The sequence below is a fragment of the Sporosarcina sp. So3-204 genome (genome assembly GCF_058068165.1).
Window position 1 is genome coordinate 997,764 of the sequence record NZ_CM176485.1, and the last position, 20,715, is coordinate 1,018,478.

Below are 20,715 nucleotides of genomic sequence, written 5' to 3' on the forward strand. Positions count from 1 at the left end.
GTTCCTTCCTTTTTCCTATAGCTAGACTTATATCGAAACAATAAAGGACGGTGTAAAGTATGAATTGGTACAATGTCGGTAAAATAGTTAACACGCACGGAATAACTGGTGAAGTTCGTGTGATTTCAAGTACAGACTTTCCAGATGAGAGGTATACGGTTGGGAATAAGCTCTCTCTTTTTATGCCTGATGAAAAAACGCCCATATACTTAACTGTTGCAAGTCATCGTAAACATAAAACATTTGATTTACTCACTTTTGAAAATCATCCATTTTTAAAGGATGTGGAAAAGTATAGAGACGGTATCTTCCGGATAGCCGAAGAAGACCTTGGTGAATTAGAAGAAGGCGTTTTTTATCACCATGAGATTATTGGCTGTGTTGTTTCGACAATTGACGGTGCAGAGATAGGTACAATCACTGAAATTTTAGTTACAGGTGCAAATGATGTATGGACTGTAGTTCCTGAAAAGGGGAAGGCGCAATATATACCTTTTATTGACGATGTTGTAAAAGAAATTGATATCGAAAATAAAAAAGTCGTCATAGATCCTATGGAAGGCTTACTAACATGATTAAAATAGATATCCTTTCGTTATTTCCAGAAATGTTCGATGGGGTTCTTCATTCTTCTATTATGAAAAAAGCACAAACGAATGATGCCGTCACATTTACTGTTAAGGACTTCCGTGATTTTTCTGAAAATAAGCATCATAAGGTTGACGATTATCCTTACGGAGGCGGAGCGGGTATGTTATTGACAGCACAACCTCTTTTTTCGGCTGTTGAAGCTTTATCGCCTGATGTTGAAAATCCGCCCCGTGTTATTCTGATGTGCCCACAAGGCGAGCGCTTCACTCAGAAGAAGGCGGAGGAACTTTCACAGGAGGAACACCTCATTTTTATTTGTGGCCATTACGAAGGCTATGACGAGCGAATCCGCGAGGTACTTGTGACGGATGAACTTTCTATTGGGGACTTTGTCATAACTGGTGGTGAGATAGCTGCGATGGCTGTTGTAGATAGTGTTGTGAGGCTGTTACCTAATGTGCTTGGTAATTCAGATTCCCCAGTGCTAGATTCATTCTCTACGGGCTTACTTGAGCATCCACAGTACACGCGTCCAGCTGACTTTAATGGTTTACAAGTGCCGGAAGTTTTATTGTCAGGTAATCATGCCAAAATAAATCAATGGCGTGAGGAACAGTCATTAATTAGAACTTATGAACGAAGAAAAGACTTATTGAAGACGGCGCAATTAACAGATATTCAGAAAAAGCTTTTAGCTAAATTAAAAAAAGAAAATAACTAAACGGATAATCTTGCACGGTGTTATCCTTTGTGATATTATCTAAGATGTGCTTCTATGGGAAGTGCATACTGACTGATGTTCCGCTGCAAAGGAACGCGTGCATGAACATCTGCGGAGAAGGAGAGAAAAAAATGCAAAACATTATTACAGCAATTACAAAAGATCAGCTTCGTGAAATTCCACAATTTCGTGCGGGAGATACACTTCGTTTGCACGTTAAAATTGTTGAGGGCACGCGCGAGCGTATCCAAATTTATGAAGGAATCGTAATTAAGCGCCGCGGTGGTGGAATTAGCGAAACATTTACTGTTCGTAAAATTTCCAACGGTGTTGGTGTTGAACGTACATTCCCTGTTCATACGCCTAAAATCGAAAAAATTGATGTTGTTCGCCGTGGACGTGTACGTCGTGCTAAATTGTACTACCTACGTAGTCTTCGTGGAAAAGCAGCACGCATCAAAGAAATTCGTCACTAAGAAAACAGATTCAGGAGGCCGGCAAATCGGCCTCCTTTCTTTTTGCCTCATAAATGAAAAGAATGTAGAATAGAGTAAGCAAACGTGGGAGGCCTTTAGAATGAATGAAAAAAAGACTAAAAACGAGACGTGGGAATGGATCAAAGCATTGTTAATTGCTTTTGGACTAGCTGCAATTATTCGGATATTTCTTTTTACACCAATTGTCGTGGACGGAGTTTCCATGATGCCAACGCTGTCAGACGGAGATCGAATGATTGTTAATAAGATTGGCTATACGGTTGGAAAACCGAATCGATTTGATATTGTTGTGTTCCACGCCCCCGAACAAAAAGATTATATTAAACGGGTTATTGGTCTTCCTGGAGATGAGATTGAGTATCGTGATGATTTACTTTACATTAACGGAAAGCCTTATGAAGAACCCTATCTGGACAAATACAAAGCGGAATTACCAGAGGGTCCTTTAACAGAGGATTTTAAGCTTGAGGAAAAACTTCAATTGGAATTTTTGCCTAGTAAAGTTGTGCCTAAAGACCATGTATTTGTTATGGGGGACAATCGCAGAAAAAGTAAAGATTCTAGACATATTGGAGTCGTCGCGATTGATGAAATTATTGGCAGTACAAAAATTGTATTTTGGCCAATGAAGGATTTGGGAATCGTCGACTGACGGAAGGAAATGAAGACATGACAATACAGTGGTTCCCGGGACACATGGCGAAAGCTCGTCGCGAAGTAACTGAAAAACTAAAACTAGTAGACATCGTCTTTGAATTGATTGACGCAAGACTGCCGCTCTCATCAAGGAATCCTATGATTGATGAAGTTATTCATCAGAAGCCAAGATTGCTTATTTTAAACAAAGCAGATCTTGCGGATGCTATAGAAACGAGGAAGTGGATTCAATATTTTGAGGACCGAGATATTCGGGCAATCGCTATTGATTCATTTAAAGGTCAGGGTCTTCAAGCTGTAACAAAGGCGGCAAAGGATATACTTAAGCCGAAAACGGACCGCATGATTAGTAGAGGGATTAGACCAGGTGCTATTCGTGCGATGATTGTCGGCATACCGAATGTTGGAAAATCAACGCTTATTAACCGATTAGCGAAAAAGAACATTGCCAAAACAGGCAATATGCCGGGTGTTACAAAGGCTCAGCAATGGATAAAGTATGGGAAAGAACTTGAATTGCTTGATACGCCAGGAATTTTATGGCCAAAGTTTGAAGATAAAGAAGCCGGTTATAAACTTGCTCTAACGGGTGCAATTAAAGATGTTTTGCTTAATATGGAAGATCTTGCTGTCTATGGCCTCCGTTTTTTAGAAGAACATTATCCTAACCGTCTTTCAGAAAGATATGGACTAACGAAGATTGGACATACAAGTGAAGATATTATTGCTATTTTCGAACATGTTGGCGCGCTCCGTCAGGTATATACTGCTGGCGGAGAAGTTGATTATGATAAAGTAGCAGAATTAATCGTCCGTGATATGCGTAATGAGTATCTTGGAAAACTTACATTTGATATCTTGTAAATTAATAAAATCAACTGGCCGATGCTGACAGGGAAATTATCTGTGGTAATCGGTCTTTCTTTGTCTTTGAATTAAAAAAATGACTTAAATGACCGATAATATATACAATATGTAAATTGAACGAGGTGCTTGTGATGAGAACGATAAAAGAAATTGAGCAACAATTAAAAATGGAGACTAAACCCACTTCCTGGGTCGAATCACTTAGAGAAGATTCAAGAGTAGGTGTTCAAAAAGCACTTGCGAGATGGGAACGAAGCTACGAAAAAAAAGAATATATAAAAGAACAGCATCAAAGAAAGATTGCGTTTGATGGCTCGTTTGCGCCGTTTCAAGGGGCTTATGTTGCGGGAGTCGATGAGGCGGGACGTGGACCGTTAGCAGGGCCTGTCGTGACAGCCGTGGTCATACTGCCAACAGAGACACCTGAACTAATAGGGTTAGATGATTCGAAGATGATTTCAAAGGAAAAAAGAGAAAATTTAGCATTAAAGATTAAAGATTTAGCAGTCGACTATTCAGTTCACATACAATCAGCGAGTAAAATTGATGAGCTAAATATTTATGCAGCTACACGCGATTCGATGGAAAGGGCGGTAAATAAACTTTCTGTCCGACCTGATTTCGTCATTGTGGACGCGATGAAACTAAAAATAGCTTCTCCAACGGTTTCTGTAGTTAAAGCTGATGCACAAAGTTTAGCTGTTGCTGCAGCATCCATTCTTGCGAAAACAACACGTGATCAACTCATGGATGATTTACATCAACAATATCCTCAATATAATTTTCGCCAGAATGCAGGGTATGGAACGCCAGAGCACTTAGATGCATTGCAAGCATATGGTCCATGTGTTCATCATAGGAAAACATTTGAACCGATTAAGTCAATTATCGCAAAAGGGAGGACAGATTCATGAGTTTCCTGGTAGTTACTTCTTCACAAACGTCACCTACTGTGAATAATGTTCAAAATCAACCTCTTATACTGAATGAAGGTCAAATGGTCCATGGAAATATAAAGCAACTATTCCCGGGACAAATGGCTGAAATTCAAATAGGAAATCAGTCAATGATTGCTAAACTTGAGATTCCTATGAAGGCAGGAGATTCTTATTATTTTCAAGTGAATTCAGTAAAACCAGAGCTACAGTTAAAAATTATTGCTGGACCTACAAGTGTCTCAGAGGGACAAGGTCGCCAGCTAAACAATCTGATGGAGGCAATGAAACTCCCGAAGACTGCTGAAATGACGCAGCTACTAACATTTGTTATGAAAAACAAATTGCCGATTACGAGGGAAGGTCTACTTCAAGCGGAGATTTTATTGAAAAATGTACCACCGGAAATGCGAGCTGAAGCACTTACGTCCATTCAAAAAATTGTAGAGTTGAAATTACCTTTTACGGAATCGATTTTTCGTTCTTTATTCGGTGTAGAGTCCAAAGAAGGATTACATACAATACTTTCAACGCTTAAGGGGACATTGGTAAGTGATGAAACTGTTACACAGCTAGCAAAATCGGCAATTATTTCTGCGCTTGAAAAGATGGAGAAACCTTTTACCGAGGCGACAGGAAATGCCTTGCTCGGGAAAGCAATAATTGCATTGTTAGACTTTTCAGTTCCTGCTGAATCACGTTTCGCGACTGTACAGCTGTTAAAAAATACTGGCGTGTTACCGGAAAGATCATCGCTTGCGAATTTGGCACAAGTCCTAGCATCACTGCTTACTAATGACTCATCAGCCTCTGCAATCACTGCTTCCAAGAATACCATACAAGAAGCAGTAACGATTCTAAGACAAATTAACACTTCTCCGACGATTGCTCAGTTAGACGGATTAAAAGCCCTAATTTCAGCTGATGCTCAGTTAAGTACCCAAAATAAAGCGAATTTAACAGCGATAATAGACCTAGCTGCAAATGTAAAACCTTCTAGTGAGGCATCTATTAAATTCGTTCAAGAATTTAGCCAAGCCCTTATTCGAATGACAGCAGAAAGTTCAATTTCTTCGCCTTTTCGTGGAGATACGATAGCAAACGGACTTAAAGAACCACTCGTAACATTACTAGGTCACTTGAGTCAACAATCCGCTTCTGAAAAACTTACAATGCTCGTTCGAAGTGCAGAGCGTTCAGAAAATCCAGCAATCCAAAAACTTCTTCAATCTGCAGAAGTAGTAGTAGCGAGTGCTGTAGAAGGTAAAGCGGTGAAGGATGCTATTCAAACTGTCGTCCGCTCATTCGGATTAAATTATGAAGCTGCATTACTTGGGAAAGGGCAGGACATCGGGCGACTTGCTGAAGCATTAAAACCGCAATTACTTGCCCTTATGCAAGACCCGACTATATCGCAAGTAGTTCGTGAAAGTGCAGAAATTGTCGTCGCGCGCATGAACGGACCTATTCTAATGTCTGGTGAAAATGGCGTCCAACATCAACTTATCATGCAAGTGCCGCTTGAGTTCTTTGGTAAGCGAATCGATGCAACACTTCAATGGAATGGAAGAATGAAAGACGATGGAAAGATAGATCCTGACTTCGCGCGTATATTATTTTATTTGGATCTTCAATCTTTGGAAAAAACAATTATCGATATGCAAGTGCAAAACAGAATCATTACAGTTACTATTTTTAATGCAGATTCGGCACTAAATACGTTAGATGACGTACTTTCAGATAAGTTGAAAGAAGGTCTCGAATCTACAGGTTACAAATTATCTGGTGTATTCTTTAAAAACTTCGAAGAAAAGAAAGTTGAAAAAAAACTTGTAAAAAACAAAGATAGCGATAATCAAGGAGTTGATTATCGCGTATGAGTGAAGAAAAGCATTTAAGGAAAGAGGCAGTCGCGCTTTCTTATAATCCGACAACATCTGCAGCCCCGAAAGTCGTTGCAAAGGGGAAAGGCAGAATTGCAGAAAATATTGTTGCGAAGGCAAAAGAGTTTGATATTCCTATTCAGGAAGACGCAAGTATGATTGAAATTTTAGGTCAATTAAATATAGATGAATCTATTCCTGAAGAATTATATAAAGCAGTTTCAGAAGTTTTTGCTTATGTTTATCAATTAGATCGAGAACATGGCAATAGAAAAGAAAAGTAACGAAAAAGTGAACCGAATTTAGATATTAAGTCGACAATTGTGGACATTGAATGACATTTTAATTATAATTGATTAGGCAGTAAATTATTAGAGTTGCAAGTTTGATTGGAGGATGTAAGATGAATATCCATGAATATCAAGGTAAACAACTTTTACGAGATTACGGTGTCGCTGTATCTAAAGGCATTGTAGCATTTTCACCAGAAGATGCTGTGAAAGCTGCAAAAGAACTTGGTACAGACATCATTGTTGTTAAAGCTCAAATCCATGCGGGTGGCCGTGGGAAAGCGGGCGGAGTAAAGATAGCGAAAAGTATTGACGAAGTGCGTGAATATGCCAAAGAACTTCTTGGTAAGATACTTGTCACAGAACAGACTGGTCCTGAAGGAAAAGAAGTGAAACGACTTCTTGTTGAAGAGGGCTCTAATATTGAGAAAGAATACTATATTGGTCTTGTTCTAGATAATTCTACGGATCGCATAACGCTAATGGGATCTGAAGAAGGCGGCGTAAATATTGAAGAGGTTGCGGAAGCAACACCTGAAAAAATATTCAAAGAAGTAATCGACCCATTAGTAGGGTTGACGGGATTCCAAGCTCGTCGTTTGTCATATAATATTGGCATACCGACACATCTTGTGAATAAAGCTGCGAAATTTATGCTCGGATTATATCAAGTGTTTATTGAGAAAGATGCGTCTATTGTTGAAATTAACCCACTTGTTGTCACTGTTGAAGGAAATGTCCTTGCGCTTGACGCGAAGTTTAATTTTGATGAAAGTGCACTTTTTCGCAATAAAGATATTATAGAACTTCGTGATTTTGACGAAGAAGATTCAAAAGAAATCGAAGCATCGAAATATGACTTAAGCTATATTTCACTTGATGGCAACATTGGATGTATGGTAAATGGTGCAGGTCTTGCTATGGCAACGATGGATACGATTAATTATTATGGCGGCTCGCCCGCAAACTTTTTGGACGTTGGGGGCGGTGCAACTGCTGAAAAAGTTACCGAAGCATTCAAAATCATTCTTTCCGATGAAAATGTTAAAGGGATCTTTATTAATATTTTCGGTGGAATTATGAAATGTGACGTAATTGCTGAAGGCGTTATTATCGCTGCAAAAGAAGTTGGCTTAAGTGTTCCACTCGTCGTTCGACTTGAAGGGACAAATGTCGACAAAGGTAAAGCTTTATTGAATGATTCAGGACTAAATATAATTGCTGCTGATTCTATGGCAGATGGCGCGCAAAAGATTGTTGAACTCGTAGGCTAAGAAAGGCAGGGACAAACATGAGTATTTATGTTAACAAAGATACAAAAGTTATCGTACAAGGAATCACAGGTACTACAGCGCTTTTTCATACAAAAGAAATGCTTGACTACGGCACGAAAATTGTCGGCGGTGTTACGCCAGGTAGAGGCGGCGAAAAAGCTGAAGGTGTACCTGTTTTCAATACGGTTCAAGAAGCTGTAAAAGTAACTGGTGCAACTGTTTCAATCATTTATGTACCTGCAGCATTTGCGGCAGATGCTATTATGGAAGCTGTTGACGCGGATCTTGATATGACTATTTGTATTACTGAACATATTCCGATTCTTGATATGGTAAAAGTAAAACGTTACTTAGAAGGTAAAAAAACTCGTCTAATTGGTCCAAACTGTCCAGGTGTTATTACAGCTGATGAATGTAAAATTGGTATTATGCCAGGTTATATTCATACAAAAGGCCATGTTGGCATCGTTTCCCGTTCTGGAACACTAACGTATGAAGCGACTCATCAGTTGAGCCAAGCTGGAATTGGTCAAACGACAGCAGTTGGAATCGGTGGAGATCCAGTAAATGGTACAAACTTTATTGACGTACTAAAGGCTTTCAACGAAGATTCTGAAACGTATGCTGTTGTCATGATTGGTGAGATTGGTGGAACAGCTGAAGAAGAAGCTGCTTCATGGATCAAAGAAAATATGACAAAACCAGTTGTTGGTTTCATTGGCGGTCAAACTGCCCCTGAAGGCAAACGTATGGGCCACGCTGGTGCTATAATTTCAGGAGGTAAAGGAACGGCTGCACAGAAAATTAAAGCTCTTAACGATGCTGGCGTTGAAGTTGCAGCAACACCTTCTGTTATTGGAGAAACGCTTATTAAAGTAATAAAAGAAAAAGGGCTTTACGAACAGTGTAAAACACACTAATATAAGTCATGCAGTGTATCTAATTAGATACACTGTTTTTAATATAAAAGGAGGTATGAAAATGGAACTAACTGAAACGGAGAAGCGTTTGTTGGCGCTCCACTATTTACTACCAGTCCCTAAAAATCGACTGAATACGCTGTATGAAATGGATCCTGAACTACTGGATTATAAGCGATACTCAGTGGAGGTTCTATCAAAAATACTCAAAATGACACCAAAGAAAGCCTTGCAGTTAAAAGAAAGTTTACTTCAAAATGAAAACACCCCTTATGATATGTTATATAAACAACATCAAATAACCCCAATTCCATTCACCAATTCCTTATATCCCAAAAAGTTATTAGAATTAATCGATCCACCAGCTATTTTATATGTGAAAGGCGACAAAGAACTCTTATTGTCGCATTTTAAAGTTGCGATAATTGGCTCTCGCGAAGCGACGAACTATACGCAAAAAGTGATGTCTCTAATAGTCCCTCCTTTGGTGGATAATAATACAGTTATTGTTTCAGGACTTGCAAAAGGTGCTGATACAATAGCGCATATAGCTGCAATGGCGTATGGTGGGAAAACAATAGCGGTTCTAGGGCACGGCTTTTTTCATATGTATCCAAAGGAAAACGTTCGACTTGCATCTGAAATTAGTGAAAGTAATCTGCTTATTACCGAATATCCACCATATGTAAAACCTGCCAGATGGACATTCCCGATGCGTAACCGTATTATTAGTGGACTGTCAGCAGCTATAGTTGTCACTGAGTCAAAGGCTAAAAGCGGAACAATGAGTACAGTGGAGCACGCTCTTGATCACGGTAAGGATATATACGCTGTTCCAGGGGATGTCACATCCGAGTTATCAGGAGGGCCAAATAAGCTCATAGATGAAGGTGCACAGCCATTATGGAATGGTTATCAGATAATAGAATCTATATTTTCTACACATTGATTGTCAAGAACTTTCTCATAAAGGTTGCTTTTTTTTCAAAACTGATATACATTTTGCAACAGAATATTCTTTTGAGGAGCATATAAGTAACCTCATATTGGGGAGGCAAAATTAAATGGCAGATTATTTAGTAATTGTAGAGTCTCCAGCAAAAGCTAAAACTATCGAACGTTATCTGGGGAAAAAATATAAAGTAAGAGCATCACTTGGGCATTTGCGAGATCTTCCGCGAAGTCAAATGGGTGTAGATACAGAGAATAATTACGAACCGAAGTATATTACAATTCGGGGTAAAGGTCCGATTCTTCAAGAATTAAAAAAAGATGCTAAAAAAGTAAAAAAAATATTTCTCGCGGCTGACCCCGACAGAGAAGGGGAAGCAATCGCATGGCATTTAGCTTTCCAACTTGGTGTTGATATAGAATCTGATTGTCGTGTTGTATTCAATGAAATAACAAAAGACGCGATTAAAGAATCATTTAAAAATCCTCGCCCTATTAATATGGATCTTGTAGATTCGCAACAAGCGCGAAGGATTCTTGATCGTCTCGTAGGATACAGTATTAGTCCGATACTTTGGAAAAAAGTAAAAAAAGGTCTTTCAGCGGGTCGAGTACAATCAGTTGCGCTGCGTTTAATCATTGACCGTGAAAACGAAATAAATGCATTTGAACCAGAAGAATATTGGAGTATTTCTGGTCTCTTTAATAAATCTAAAGTAGAATTCGATGCAGCTTTTTACGGGGATGCAAAGAAAAAAGTGAAACTTATAAATAAAGAACAAGTCGATGAAATATTAGGTCAACTAAAAGGTGATAGTTTTGAAGTAAATGAAGTTGTGAAAAAAGAACGCAAACGTAATCCTGCACTTCCTTTTACAACTTCCTCTTTACAACAGGAAGCCGCTCGTAAACTAAACTTTCGTGCTAGAAAAACGATGATGGTTGCGCAGCAATTGTATGAAGGTATTAATATTGGAAAAGAAGGCATCGTCGGACTTATTACTTATATGAGAACGGATTCGACTAGAATTGCAGATAGTGCAATTGAAGACGCGAAATCGTTTATTGAAACAACATATGGCAAGGAATTTATTTCAACGACTAAAGCGGTTGTTAAAACAAAAGCTAAAACGCAAGATGCGCACGAAGCAATTCGTCCTACGTCTGTAATGCGTCCACCGGCTGCGATGAAGGCTTTCTTGTCGCGGGATCAACTACGCTTGTATAAGTTGATTTGGGAGCGACTCGTCGCTAGTCAAATGTCACCAGCTGTTCTAGATACAGTTAGAGCAGATCTTTTAAACGGTGATATACGTTTTAGGGCGACAGGTTCACAAGTGAAGTTTGAAGGTTTTATGAAAGTTTATGTTGAAGGTGACGATGATAAAAAAGATGAGCAAGATGAAAAAGACCGGTTACTACCCCCGCTTGAAAAAGGGGAGAAGATAAGTTTCAAGGAAATTGATCCGAAGCAACACTTCACTCAGCCGCCGCCACGTTTTACGGAAGCAAGGCTTGTGCGGACGCTAGAAGAACTAGGAATAGGTCGACCATCAACATTTGCTCCAACGCTCGATACGATTCAAAAGCGGGGTTATGTTGTACTTGATGCAAAGAGATTTATTCCGACAGAACTTGGTGGAATAGTTCATAAAGCAGTCAATGAGTTTTTCCCCGATATTATTGACGTAGAGTTTACGGCGCAGATGGAAAAAGAACTTGATGATGTTGAAGAAGGAAATAAAAAGTGGGTTCAAGTAATCGATAATTTTTATCAAGACTTTGAAAAGCATGTTGAGTTCGCGGATGCTGAAATGGAAAAGATAGTTATTAAAGATGAACCTGCTGGTGAAGATTGTGAAAAATGTGGCTTGCCAATGGTTTATAAGTTAGGGCGTTATGGTAAATTTATGGCCTGTTCTGGATTTCCGGATTGTCGAAATACAAAAGCGATTATGAAACCAATTGGCGTTACTTGTCCTACTTGTAAAGAAGGCGAGGTCGTTGAACGTCGGAGTAAGACGAGAAGAATTTTCTACGGTTGCGACCAGTATCCCGAGTGTGATTATGTATCGTGGGACAAGCCGGTTGCAAGACCTTGTCCGAAGTGTGACAATACACTTGTTGAGAAAAAGTCTAAAAAAGGTGTTCGTATTCAGTGTACAGAATGTGAGTATCAAGAAGATGTTCAGTAAGAAAATGGGATGTTAGTAGGGGGGCAACTGCTCCTCTTTTTTCTTTGTTAATAAATAAAACAAACTGTTAAAGTATTATAGTTGCCGACTTGATGCATTTTATTGTATAGTTACACGTGGACTACATTCGAGTTTAGTGACTAGTCCGTATTTTCAGTGCATACAGAATGAATTTCTGATAGTTCGGGAATACCTCTAGTTAATGTTATATGCCTTTTTTTAGGATGATATTATTACTTTAATATAATATGTAAACTTTTAAAAGAGGAGTGAGTTGTATGGCAATCGATCCGTTAGTTGTTCGAGAAGAATATATTACGTATGTACGATTGGAACGAAACTATTCTTCATACACCGTCTCAGAGTACGAAACAGATGTAGATGCCTTGCTTTCATTCATGGATATCGAAGGTATTACCGACCTGAATCAAGTTACCTATCCAGAGGCTCGCCTTTACGTGACTAAACTATATGACAGTGGATTATCGAGGGCGACAATTTCTAGGAAGATATCTTCTGTACGTTCTTTTTATAAGTTTGCAAACGCAAGATATGGTATATCAGATAATGCATTCAGATCACTACATCATCCTAAAAAAGAAGAGCGATTACCTGCTTTTTTTTATGAAAAGGAAATGGAGCTGTTATTCTCCGCTTGTGAAGGAGAGGATGACAGATCTGTACGTGATCGTGTAATACTTGAACTTTTATATGCAACAGGAATTAGGGTTGGTGAACTCGTATCAATTCGTATTGCAGATATTGATCATCATCTTGGTATCGTTTTGGTAATGGGAAAAGGGAGAAAAGAACGTTATATTCCCTTTGGTAGTTATGCGGGTGACGCGCTTGATGTTTATGTTGAAACGTGTCGACCCAAACTAATGAAGAAGAAAGAACATGACAAACTTTTTGTGAATTTACGTGGAAATCCTTTGACTGATCGTGGTGTGCGTTATATTTTAACGACTATGATGGAACGAGCTTCGCTTCATTCAAAAATTTATCCACATATGATCCGCCATTCATTTGCCACACATCTACTAGCAAATGGAGCTGATATGCGAACAGTTCAGGAGTTACTTGGACATTCACATCTTTCTTCAACTCAAGTATATACGCATATAACGAAAGAACATCTACGGAAAACGTATCTAAATACGCATCCGAGAGCATAGGGAGGTATTTTAATGGAATTCCATGCAACGACGATATTCGCTATACGCCACGAAGGTTCTTGTGCTATGTCAGGTGATGGACAGGTGACTGTCGGAAATGCGGTAGTTATGAAGCATACGGCAAAAAAAGTACGGAGAATTTTTGATGGAAAAGTACTTGCAGGTTTTGCTGGCTCAGTAGCAGATGCTTTCACTTTATTTGATTTATTTGAAGGTAAACTCACTGAGTATAACGGTAATCTTCAACGTGCAGCTGTAGAACTTGCCAAACAATGGCGAGGCGATAGAATACTTCGCAAACTTGAGGCCATGTTACTAGTAATGAACGATAAAGAACTACTCCTTATTTCAGGAACAGGTGAGGTTATCGAACCTGATGATGGAATCCTTGCAATTGGCTCTGGTGGGCATTATGCGCTAGCTGCAGGGAGAGCTTTGAAGAAGTATAGCGGAGATAGTCTTTCGGCTGAAGAGATAGCCCGTGCAGCCCTAGAGACAGCATCTGAAATATGTGTCTTTACCAATGACCAGATAATTGTGGAGGTACTTTAAATGGTAAATGAAAAAGAACTAACGCCAAGAGAACTAACGAAGCATTTGGATCGATATATTATTGGGCAAGATCATGCAAAACGTGCTGTTGCGGTGGCAATACGTAATCGATATAGAAGAAGTTTGCTTACAGATGAAGAAAAGAATGAAATTATTCCGAAGAATATTCTGATGATTGGACCTACGGGCGTTGGTAAAACAGAAATCGCTAGGAGAATTGCGAAGCTTGTTAATGCACCTTTCTTAAAAGTAGAAGCGACTAAATTTACTGAAGTAGGTTATGTTGGTAGAGATGTTGAATCTATGATTAGAGATTTGACGGAAGCTGGCGTACGAATAATTCGGGAGCGTAAACGCGAAGAGGTTAGGGACCAAGCGCTAAATCTTGCGAATGAGCGACTTGTTGAATTAATTGTACCAATTAAGAAAAAACAAGGAACTATGCAAAATCCTTTTGAAATGCTGTTTGGTCAAAAGCAGGAAGAGGATCATACGAATGCTGAAGAAGAAACGGAAGTTAAAAAGAAGCGTACGGATATCGCAATTAGTCTTCAGGCTGGCGAACTCGAAAATGAAGTCGTGACGGTAGAGGTTTCTGCACAAGCACCTTCACTTTATGATGCATTCCAGAGTTCAGGAATGGAACAAATGGGTGCAAATGTGCAAGATGCGTTGTCTTCGTTAATGCCTAAAAAGTCGACGAAAAGAAAAATGAAAGTTAAAGAAGCACGTATAGTCTTAGAGGCTGAAGAAGCTGACAAGCTGATAGATCATGATGAAATCGCCAGAAAAGCAATTGAGCTTACTGAGCAATCAGGCATAATATTCATTGATGAAATGGATAAGATTGCTAGTTCAGGTGGAAGTGGTTCATCTGCAGATGTATCGCGTGAAGGTGTCCAAAGGGATATATTACCAATCGTTGAAGGTTCGGCAGTTTCGACTAAATATGGTACAGTGAAAACTGATTTTATTTTATTTATTGCTGCTGGCGCATTTCATATGTCTAAACCGTCAGATATTATACCTGAACTTCAAGGACGTTTCCCGATTCGTGTCGAATTGGATAAGCTTTCGAAAAGTGATTTTGAACGAATTTTAAAAGAACCAGATTTCTCGCTTATTCGTCAATATGAAAAGTTGCTTAACACAGAAGGCGTTGTAATAGATTTTACAGATGAAGCGGTTAGTCGAATCGCAGAAATAGCTTTTGATGTTAATGACAATACTGAAAATATTGGTGCAAGACGACTGCATACAATTCTGGAAAAATTACTTGAAGAATTGTCGTTTGAAGCTGCAGAAATTGGGCCAGCAACGATTAAAATAACGCCGAATTATGTCGACGAAAAATTACAAGAAATTGCAAAAAACAAAGATTTGTCACAATTTATCCTTTGATCAGACCTTATTAGTTTATTTAATGATTGAAAAGCTTTAGAATATTCAATAATCACACTTGCACCTATTTTGAGGAGGAAAAGAAGAAATGACTTTATTAGTTAAAACACGCAAAATTAATTCTATGCTACAAGAAACCGGTGGAGAATCCGTCAACTTTAAGGAAATGGCAGATAAATTAAGTTCAGTTATTGAATGTAATGCATTCATCGTAAGTAGAAAAGGTAAATTACTTGGATTTGAAATACATCAGCAGATTGAAAACGAACGTATGAAGAACATGTTCGATACAAAACAGTTCCCAGAAGATTATACTAAGAAATTATTTGAAGTAAATGAAACTTCATCTAACTTAGATGTGGACAGCGCGTATACAGTGTTCCCTGTTGAAAACAAAGATTTATTTCAAGGCGGACTGACTACAATTGTACCGATTATCGGTGGTGGCGAGCGCCTAGGCACACTTATTCTTGCAAGAATGAAAGATGAGTTTCATGATGATGACCTAATTCTGGCTGAATACGGCGCAACAGTTGTTGGAATGGAAATCCTACGTGAAAAGTCTCTTGTAATTGAAGTAGAAGCTCGTAGCAAAGCGGTCGTTCAAATGGCTATAAATTCACTTTCTTATAGTGAACACGAAGCAATTGAACATATCTTTAAAGAGCTTGATGGTGAAGAAGGATTGCTCGTTGCATCTAAAATCGCTGATCGTGTAGGAATCACTCGTTCAGTAATCGTTAATGCACTTCGTAAACTTGAAAGTGCTGGTGTAATTGAATCTCGTTCTTTAGGAATGAAAGGTACTTATATTAAAGTGCTAAATAATAAATTTTTAGAAGAACTTGAAAAACAAAAATCATAATTCGATTATAGTATTAATATCCATAAAAAAAATGCCTCTTATATAAAGAGGTGTTTTTTTATTGGATATAATGCTCATGTTTATAAGTAGGCAACTAGGAGATTAGACTTTGGAAGTGAATGAAAATTCTTATAAATATATAAAATGTATACTATTTAACTACTAATTATTTTCAGTTTTAAGTAGTAAAATACATATATATTATATACAATAGATACATAATGAACAATTTGTCGAAATATGTCGCAATAAGTATTATTTTGGTAAATGAAAAGTAAATTGAGGTGTTTTAAATGAATCTTTTTGGAAATACCATATCAACTCTTGAGCGCGGGTTAGACTATGCTGCAATAAAAGGAAAAGCTATCTCGCAGAATATTGCTAATGTTGACACGCCAAATTATAGGGCCAAACAAGTCAGTTTTAAAGATGTTTTTACAGAAGCGAAGGCCACTACATTAAATGCATACCGAACGAATTCACAACATATCGAATTTAAAGAACGAAACGTCGAACCAGGTGTCTTTAGCTTTTCAGATTTTCGTTATCGCCATAATGGAAACGGTGTAGATATGGATAAAGAACAAGCAAATCTTGCTACGAATCAAATTTACAACTCCGCTGTTGTTGATCGTCTGAGTAGTAAATTTAACTCCTTACAAAATGTTATTAAAGGAGGACGTTAACAATGACGATTTTTCAAAGTATAAACACCTCGGCATCAGCTTTAACGTCTCAGCGTCTTCGAATGGATGTCATTTCCTCTAATATGGCAAATATAGACACAACAAGGGGTAAGTTAGTAAATGGTGAATGGGAACCGTATAGACGAAAGACTGTTTCATTTCAACCAAAAGGAGCTCAATTCACTTCTTTTTTTAATGCTGCAATCGGCAGGAATGCAAAAGGGTCTGCGGGATATGGCGTCACAGTATCGCAGATAACAGAAGATAAGGAAACGCCTTTTACGCTCGTCTTTAATCCGTCTCATCCAGATGCAAATGAGCAAGGTTATGTTGAGATGCCAAACGTTGATCCTTTAAGGGAAATGGTTGATTTAATGTCGGCCACTCGCTCATACGAAGCAAACGTAACTGTATTAAATGCAAATAAATCGATGCTTATGAAAGCTCTTGAAATTGGCAAGTAAATTAATAGAAAGGGGGTTGGATAATGCCTATTCAATCAATATCTAGTGCCTTACCAACAGCAAGTATTTTTTCTCCGGAAACCAATCTTAAACCTTCTCCATCAGAGGCACAACTAAACTTTGGTACGTTTTTAAAAGAAGCGATTAATGATGTGAATAAAGTGCAAGTAAATTCAGATGTATTAACTGAAAAGCTTGCACTCGGTAAGGATGTCGAACTACATCAAGTAATGATTGCTGCACAAAAAGCATCAATAACACTAAATGCGACAATGGAAGTTCGGAATAAAGTAATCGAAGCTTATCAAGAAATCATCCGGATGCCCATTTGATTAGTTAAATTATCGTTTTATTCGAATTGGTGTATTGTCTTGAATTACGAAAGCTGACCGGAGGAGTAACATGAATGAAAGATTTACGAAGTTCAAAACAGATGTAACTACGTTTTGGTCAAGTCGTACAAAAAAACAAAAACTTACATATGGTATTTCGTTAGTATCTATCATAGCAATTTCGGCTTTTTTGACTTTCTTTTTATCAAAAACAGAGTATGTACCTCTTTATTCGGATGTTTCATCTGCGGAAATTGGGCGTATAAAGGAACAGCTAGATAGCCAAGGCGTGCTAAGTCGTGTTGCTCCAGGAGGTACATCTATTCTTGTGCCTAAAAAACAAGTTGATGAGTTACACGTCTCGCTTGCAGCAGAAGGTTTTCCTACTTCAGGTACGATAGATTATTCCTTTTTTTCGGAGAATGCTGGATTTGGAATGACGGATAATGAATTTAATGTAATGAAACTTGCTGCAATGCAGACAGAACTTGCTAATTTAATTAAAGGTATAGTAGGAGTCAAAGATGCAAATGTAATGATTACCTTACCTACAGAAAGTGTATTTCTAAACGAAACAGTTCAACAAGCCAGTGCAGTCGTTATTTTGAATACAGAGCCAGGACATAAATTTACAGAACGACAAATTACAACACTTTATAATTTAGTTTCGAAAAGTTTACCAAACTTAGCAGTCGAGGATATCGAGATTACGAATCAATACTTTGATGACTTTGATATTAAGTCCCAAGATAATCAAAACGGGACAAGTATAACTGATCAAATGGCAGTGAAAAAGACGATTGAAAGAGATTTACAAAGACAAGTACAAAAAATGTTAGGAACAATGATAGGGCAAGACAAAGTTATGGTATCTGTAACAACTGATATCGATTTCAAGCACGAAAATAGGGAAGAAAATCTTGTCACGCCAGTGGATGAGGAAAACATGGAAGGTATTGCACTTAGTGTGCAACGCATTACGGAATCATTTACAGGGAATGGAACTGTAGCAGGTGGTGTTCCGATGGGTGAAGATCCTACTGATAACGCTACTGGATTCGGTGAAGGTAATGGTTCAAATGGTGATTATGAAAAAATTGAAGAAACGATAAACAATGAAGTAAATCGAATACGAAAAGATATTGTAGAAAGCCCCTATAAAATTCGAGATATAGGAATTCAAGTTATGGTTGAACCTCCTGTTGAAGACGGCGTAGCCAATATGCCCCCGGGATTACAACAAGATATAGAAGAAATACTTGCAACAATTGTACGTACCTCTATTGATAAGGAAGCAGCAGGTCCTCTTACAGATGAAGATCTGACTGAAAAGATAGTCGTTTCTGTTCAGATGTTTAACGGGAAAGAAGATAGCTTTCCTGAGTCAGAGACTAAAATTCCTTTGTGGGTTTATGTAGTTGGTGGGATTTTATTACTTTTAATAGGTGTACTAATATTCTTATTTGTTCGTAATCGACGTCGTGCGGATGAAGAAGACCAACTTGTAATCGAGGAACAACAAGTAAGAATTGAGTTGGATGAGATCAATACTGATCCTGAAACAGAAGGAACAGCTCGCAGAAAACAACTTGAGAAATTAGCTAAAGAAAAACCAGATGAATTTGCAAAACTATTACGTACATGGATTTCAGAAGATTGATGGGGAAGTGGTGAATTATGGTTAAGAGGGAAAAAGGTATGACAGGTAAACAAAAGGCGGCGCTCTTGCTCATATCTCTCGGACCAGAAGTAGCAGCTTCAGTGTACAAAAGCTTAACTGAAGAAGAAGTAGAAAAGTTAACCTTAGAAATATCAGGCGTGAAAAAAGTAGAGTCTTCTGTTAAAGAAGAAGTTATAGAAGAATTTCACAACATTGCGATTGCGCAAGATTATATTTCGCAAGGTGGTATTGGTTATGCTAAAACCGTTTTAGAAAAAGCACTTGGTAAAGAACAGGCACAAGCGGTTATAAATCGACTTACCTCCTCTTTGCAAGTTAAGCCTTTTGATTTTGCTAGACGTGCTGACCCGACTCAACTTTTTAACTTTATTCAAAATGAGCATCCACAAACAATTGCTTTGATTTTATCTTATTTAGAAGCCCAGCAAGCCGGTATTATTTTGTCGTCACTTCCACAAGAAGTGCAAGCAGATATTGCAAAAAGGATTGCAACGATGGATTCCACTTCTCCAGAAGTGATAAGTGAAATAGAAGCCGTTCTTGAACGCAAACTGTCTTCTACGGTTACACAAGACTTTACAGAGACTGGTGGCGTCGGAGCAGTCGTCGAAGTGCTTAATGGTGTTGATCGAACAACTGAGAAAACAATTTTGGATGCACTCGAAATTCAAGACCCGGAATTAGCTGAAGAGATACGTAAGCGTATGTTTGTGTTTGAAGACATCGTTACGCTCGATAATCGCTCTATTCAAAGAATTGTGCGAGATTGTGAAAACGAAGACCTTATACTATCTCTCAAAGTATCCAGTGAGGAAGTTCAAGAAGTGCTATACAGTAATATGACACAGCGTATGGCGGAATCATTCCGTGAAGAGATGGATATTATGGGTCCTGTTCGTTTACGTGATGTAGAAGAAGCACAGTCACGTATTGTAGCAATTGTGAGAAGGCTTGAAGAGTCAGGTGAAATTATAATTGCTCGCGGTGGAGGAGATGATATCATTGTCTAATATTTTCCGCTCGAGAAATACATTTGTAGAAGAAAGTAATAAGAGGGAAATAGGCATACGATGTTTTCACACAGCAGAAGATGAATCATCTGAAAAATTATTGTCTCTTAATGATGTACTGGTTGAAAGAAGTAGGCTAATGGATGATGCACATAAAACAATTGCAATAGAAAAAGGCATTCTAGAGGATATGCGTCAGACTGCAGCGGATGATATAAAGATAATGCAAAAGGTTTGGGAGCAAGAAAAAATCGAGCTTCAAAAACAAGCCTATGATGAAGGGTTTCAAATCGGCTACGAAGAGGGGCGTAATAAGGTTACTTCAGATATGGCTTCAGTTGTTAAACTAGCGAATGAAGCGACAGTTTCATCGCGTGAAAATGCGTTAGATTATCAAAATAGCCAGGAACGAGTAATTCTAGAACTTGCAATGCGTTCTGCGTCTAGAATAGTTGGTGAGACGATTAAGAACGACGAAGAAAAGTTTTTATCAGTCGTACGAAGAGCAGTTAAAGAAACAAGAGAAATGAAAGAAGTTAAGTTATATGTATCTTTAGATTACTTCGATTTAATATCAAAAAATCGTGCAGAACTAGCTTCAATATTTCCACCTGAAGTACCATTTTTAATTTTTGTAAATGAAGATTTTGAAGCAACTGAATGTTATATAGAAACGAATCATGGTCGCATCGTTGTTAGTATTGATGAACAACTGAATATATTGCGTGAGCAACTCATCGAAATCCTGGAAAGTGGTGACTGACG

22 protein-coding genes are annotated in these 20,715 nt (G+C 38.2%); all 22 read left to right on the forward strand.

Features of this window, described 5'->3' with window-relative positions:
* The first annotated feature begins 59 nt into the window (after window positions 1–59).
* The 22 genes from rimM (at window position 60) to AC3RV6_RS04880 (ending at window position 20,713) form a co-directional block, all read left to right on the forward strand.
* Window positions 60–575 (forward strand): ribosome maturation factor RimM, encoded by a 516-nt coding sequence (gene rimM, locus AC3RV6_RS04775; protein ID WP_489748316.1) that lies wholly within the window; start codon window positions 60–62, stop codon window positions 573–575.
* Window positions 575–1,312 carry a tRNA (guanosine(37)-N1)-methyltransferase TrmD gene (trmD, locus tag AC3RV6_RS04780; RefSeq protein WP_489749190.1) on the forward strand — a complete coding sequence of 246 codons (738 nt, stop codon included), beginning with the start codon at window positions 575–577 and terminating at the stop codon, window positions 1,310–1,312. The genes rimM and trmD overlap by 1 nt, the downstream gene beginning before the upstream one ends.
* A gap of 131 nt (window positions 1,313–1,443) precedes the next feature.
* On the forward strand, window positions 1,444–1,788 hold the full coding sequence (gene rplS / locus AC3RV6_RS04785) for a 50S ribosomal protein L19 (protein WP_489748317.1): 345 nt from the start codon (window positions 1,444–1,446) through the stop codon (window positions 1,786–1,788).
* A gap of 100 nt (window positions 1,789–1,888) precedes the next feature.
* A complete protein-coding gene (lepB, locus tag AC3RV6_RS04790) occupies window positions 1,889–2,461 on the forward strand; it encodes a signal peptidase I (protein WP_489748318.1) in 573 nt (190 codons plus the stop codon).
* A 17-nt stretch (window positions 2,462–2,478) separates the two neighbouring features.
* Entirely contained in the window at window positions 2,479–3,330 is an 852-nt protein-coding gene (gene ylqF, locus AC3RV6_RS04795; protein ID WP_489748319.1) for a ribosome biogenesis GTPase YlqF, read from the forward strand.
* A 134-nt stretch (window positions 3,331–3,464) separates the two neighbouring features.
* Window positions 3,465–4,247 carry a ribonuclease HII gene (rnhB, locus tag AC3RV6_RS04800; protein WP_489748320.1) on the forward strand — a complete coding sequence of 261 codons (783 nt, stop codon included), beginning with the start codon at window positions 3,465–3,467 and terminating at the stop codon, window positions 4,245–4,247.
* A complete protein-coding gene (locus AC3RV6_RS04805; RefSeq protein WP_489748321.1) occupies window positions 4,244–6,148 on the forward strand; it encodes a hypothetical protein in 1,905 nt (634 codons plus the stop codon). The genes rnhB and AC3RV6_RS04805 overlap by 4 nt, the downstream gene beginning before the upstream one ends.
* Entirely contained in the window at window positions 6,145–6,435 is a 291-nt protein-coding gene (locus AC3RV6_RS04810; RefSeq protein ID WP_489748322.1) for an EscU/YscU/HrcU family type III secretion system export apparatus switch protein, read from the forward strand. Before AC3RV6_RS04805 ends, AC3RV6_RS04810 begins: the two co-directional genes overlap by 4 nt.
* 119 nt (window positions 6,436–6,554) lie before the next feature.
* Window positions 6,555–7,715, forward strand: coding sequence for an ADP-forming succinate--CoA ligase subunit beta (sucC, locus tag AC3RV6_RS04815; protein ID WP_489748323.1), 1,161 nt, complete (start codon window positions 6,555–6,557; stop codon window positions 7,713–7,715).
* A 17-nt stretch (window positions 7,716–7,732) separates the two neighbouring features.
* Window positions 7,733–8,635 carry a succinate--CoA ligase subunit alpha gene (sucD, locus tag AC3RV6_RS04820; protein ID WP_489748324.1) on the forward strand — a complete coding sequence of 301 codons (903 nt, stop codon included), beginning with the start codon at window positions 7,733–7,735 and terminating at the stop codon, window positions 8,633–8,635.
* Window positions 8,636–8,696: 61 nt separating this feature from the next.
* Window positions 8,697–9,584, forward strand: a complete 888-nt coding sequence (gene dprA, locus AC3RV6_RS04825) for a DNA-processing protein DprA (protein WP_489748325.1) — start codon at window positions 8,697–8,699, stop codon at window positions 9,582–9,584.
* Between the two features lie 115 nt (window positions 9,585–9,699).
* Window positions 9,700–11,781: a type I DNA topoisomerase gene (topA, locus tag AC3RV6_RS04830; RefSeq protein ID WP_489748326.1), complete on the forward strand. Its 2,082-nt coding sequence runs from the start codon at window positions 9,700–9,702 to the stop codon at window positions 11,779–11,781.
* A gap of 278 nt (window positions 11,782–12,059) precedes the next feature.
* Window positions 12,060–12,959 (forward strand): tyrosine recombinase XerC, encoded by a 900-nt coding sequence (gene xerC, locus AC3RV6_RS04835; protein ID WP_489748327.1) that lies wholly within the window; start codon window positions 12,060–12,062, stop codon window positions 12,957–12,959.
* Between the two features lie 12 nt (window positions 12,960–12,971).
* Window positions 12,972–13,511 carry an ATP-dependent protease subunit HslV gene (hslV, locus tag AC3RV6_RS04840; protein ID WP_489748328.1) on the forward strand — a complete coding sequence of 180 codons (540 nt, stop codon included), beginning with the start codon at window positions 12,972–12,974 and terminating at the stop codon, window positions 13,509–13,511.
* The gene (gene hslU, locus AC3RV6_RS04845; RefSeq protein WP_489748329.1) at window positions 13,512–14,912 is read left to right on the forward strand and encodes an ATP-dependent protease ATPase subunit HslU; all 1,401 of its coding nucleotides are present in this window, start codon (window positions 13,512–13,514) and stop codon (window positions 14,910–14,912) included. It begins immediately after the preceding gene.
* Between the two features lie 88 nt (window positions 14,913–15,000).
* Window positions 15,001–15,777, forward strand: a complete 777-nt coding sequence (gene codY, locus AC3RV6_RS04850; RefSeq protein WP_489748330.1) for a GTP-sensing pleiotropic transcriptional regulator CodY — start codon at window positions 15,001–15,003, stop codon at window positions 15,775–15,777.
* 293 nt (window positions 15,778–16,070) lie between these two features.
* A complete protein-coding gene (gene flgB, locus AC3RV6_RS04855) occupies window positions 16,071–16,463 on the forward strand; it encodes a flagellar basal body rod protein FlgB (RefSeq protein WP_489748331.1) in 393 nt (130 codons plus the stop codon).
* A 2-nt stretch (window positions 16,464–16,465) separates the two neighbouring features.
* A complete protein-coding gene (gene flgC, locus AC3RV6_RS04860; protein WP_489748332.1) occupies window positions 16,466–16,927 on the forward strand; it encodes a flagellar basal body rod protein FlgC in 462 nt (153 codons plus the stop codon).
* 23 nt (window positions 16,928–16,950) lie between these two features.
* Window positions 16,951–17,259: a flagellar hook-basal body complex protein FliE gene (gene fliE / locus AC3RV6_RS04865; protein ID WP_489748333.1), complete on the forward strand. Its 309-nt coding sequence runs from the start codon at window positions 16,951–16,953 to the stop codon at window positions 17,257–17,259.
* Between the two features lie 70 nt (window positions 17,260–17,329).
* Window positions 17,330–18,919, forward strand: coding sequence for a flagellar basal-body MS-ring/collar protein FliF (fliF, locus tag AC3RV6_RS04870; protein ID WP_489748334.1), 1,590 nt, complete (start codon window positions 17,330–17,332; stop codon window positions 18,917–18,919).
* A gap of 17 nt (window positions 18,920–18,936) precedes the next feature.
* Window positions 18,937–19,950 carry a flagellar motor switch protein FliG gene (gene fliG / locus AC3RV6_RS04875; protein WP_489748335.1) on the forward strand — a complete coding sequence of 338 codons (1,014 nt, stop codon included), beginning with the start codon at window positions 18,937–18,939 and terminating at the stop codon, window positions 19,948–19,950.
* Entirely contained in the window at window positions 19,943–20,713 is a 771-nt protein-coding gene (locus AC3RV6_RS04880) for a FliH/SctL family protein (RefSeq protein ID WP_489748336.1), read from the forward strand. Before fliG ends, AC3RV6_RS04880 begins: the two co-directional genes overlap by 8 nt.
* Window positions 20,714–20,715: the final 2 nt, after the last annotated feature.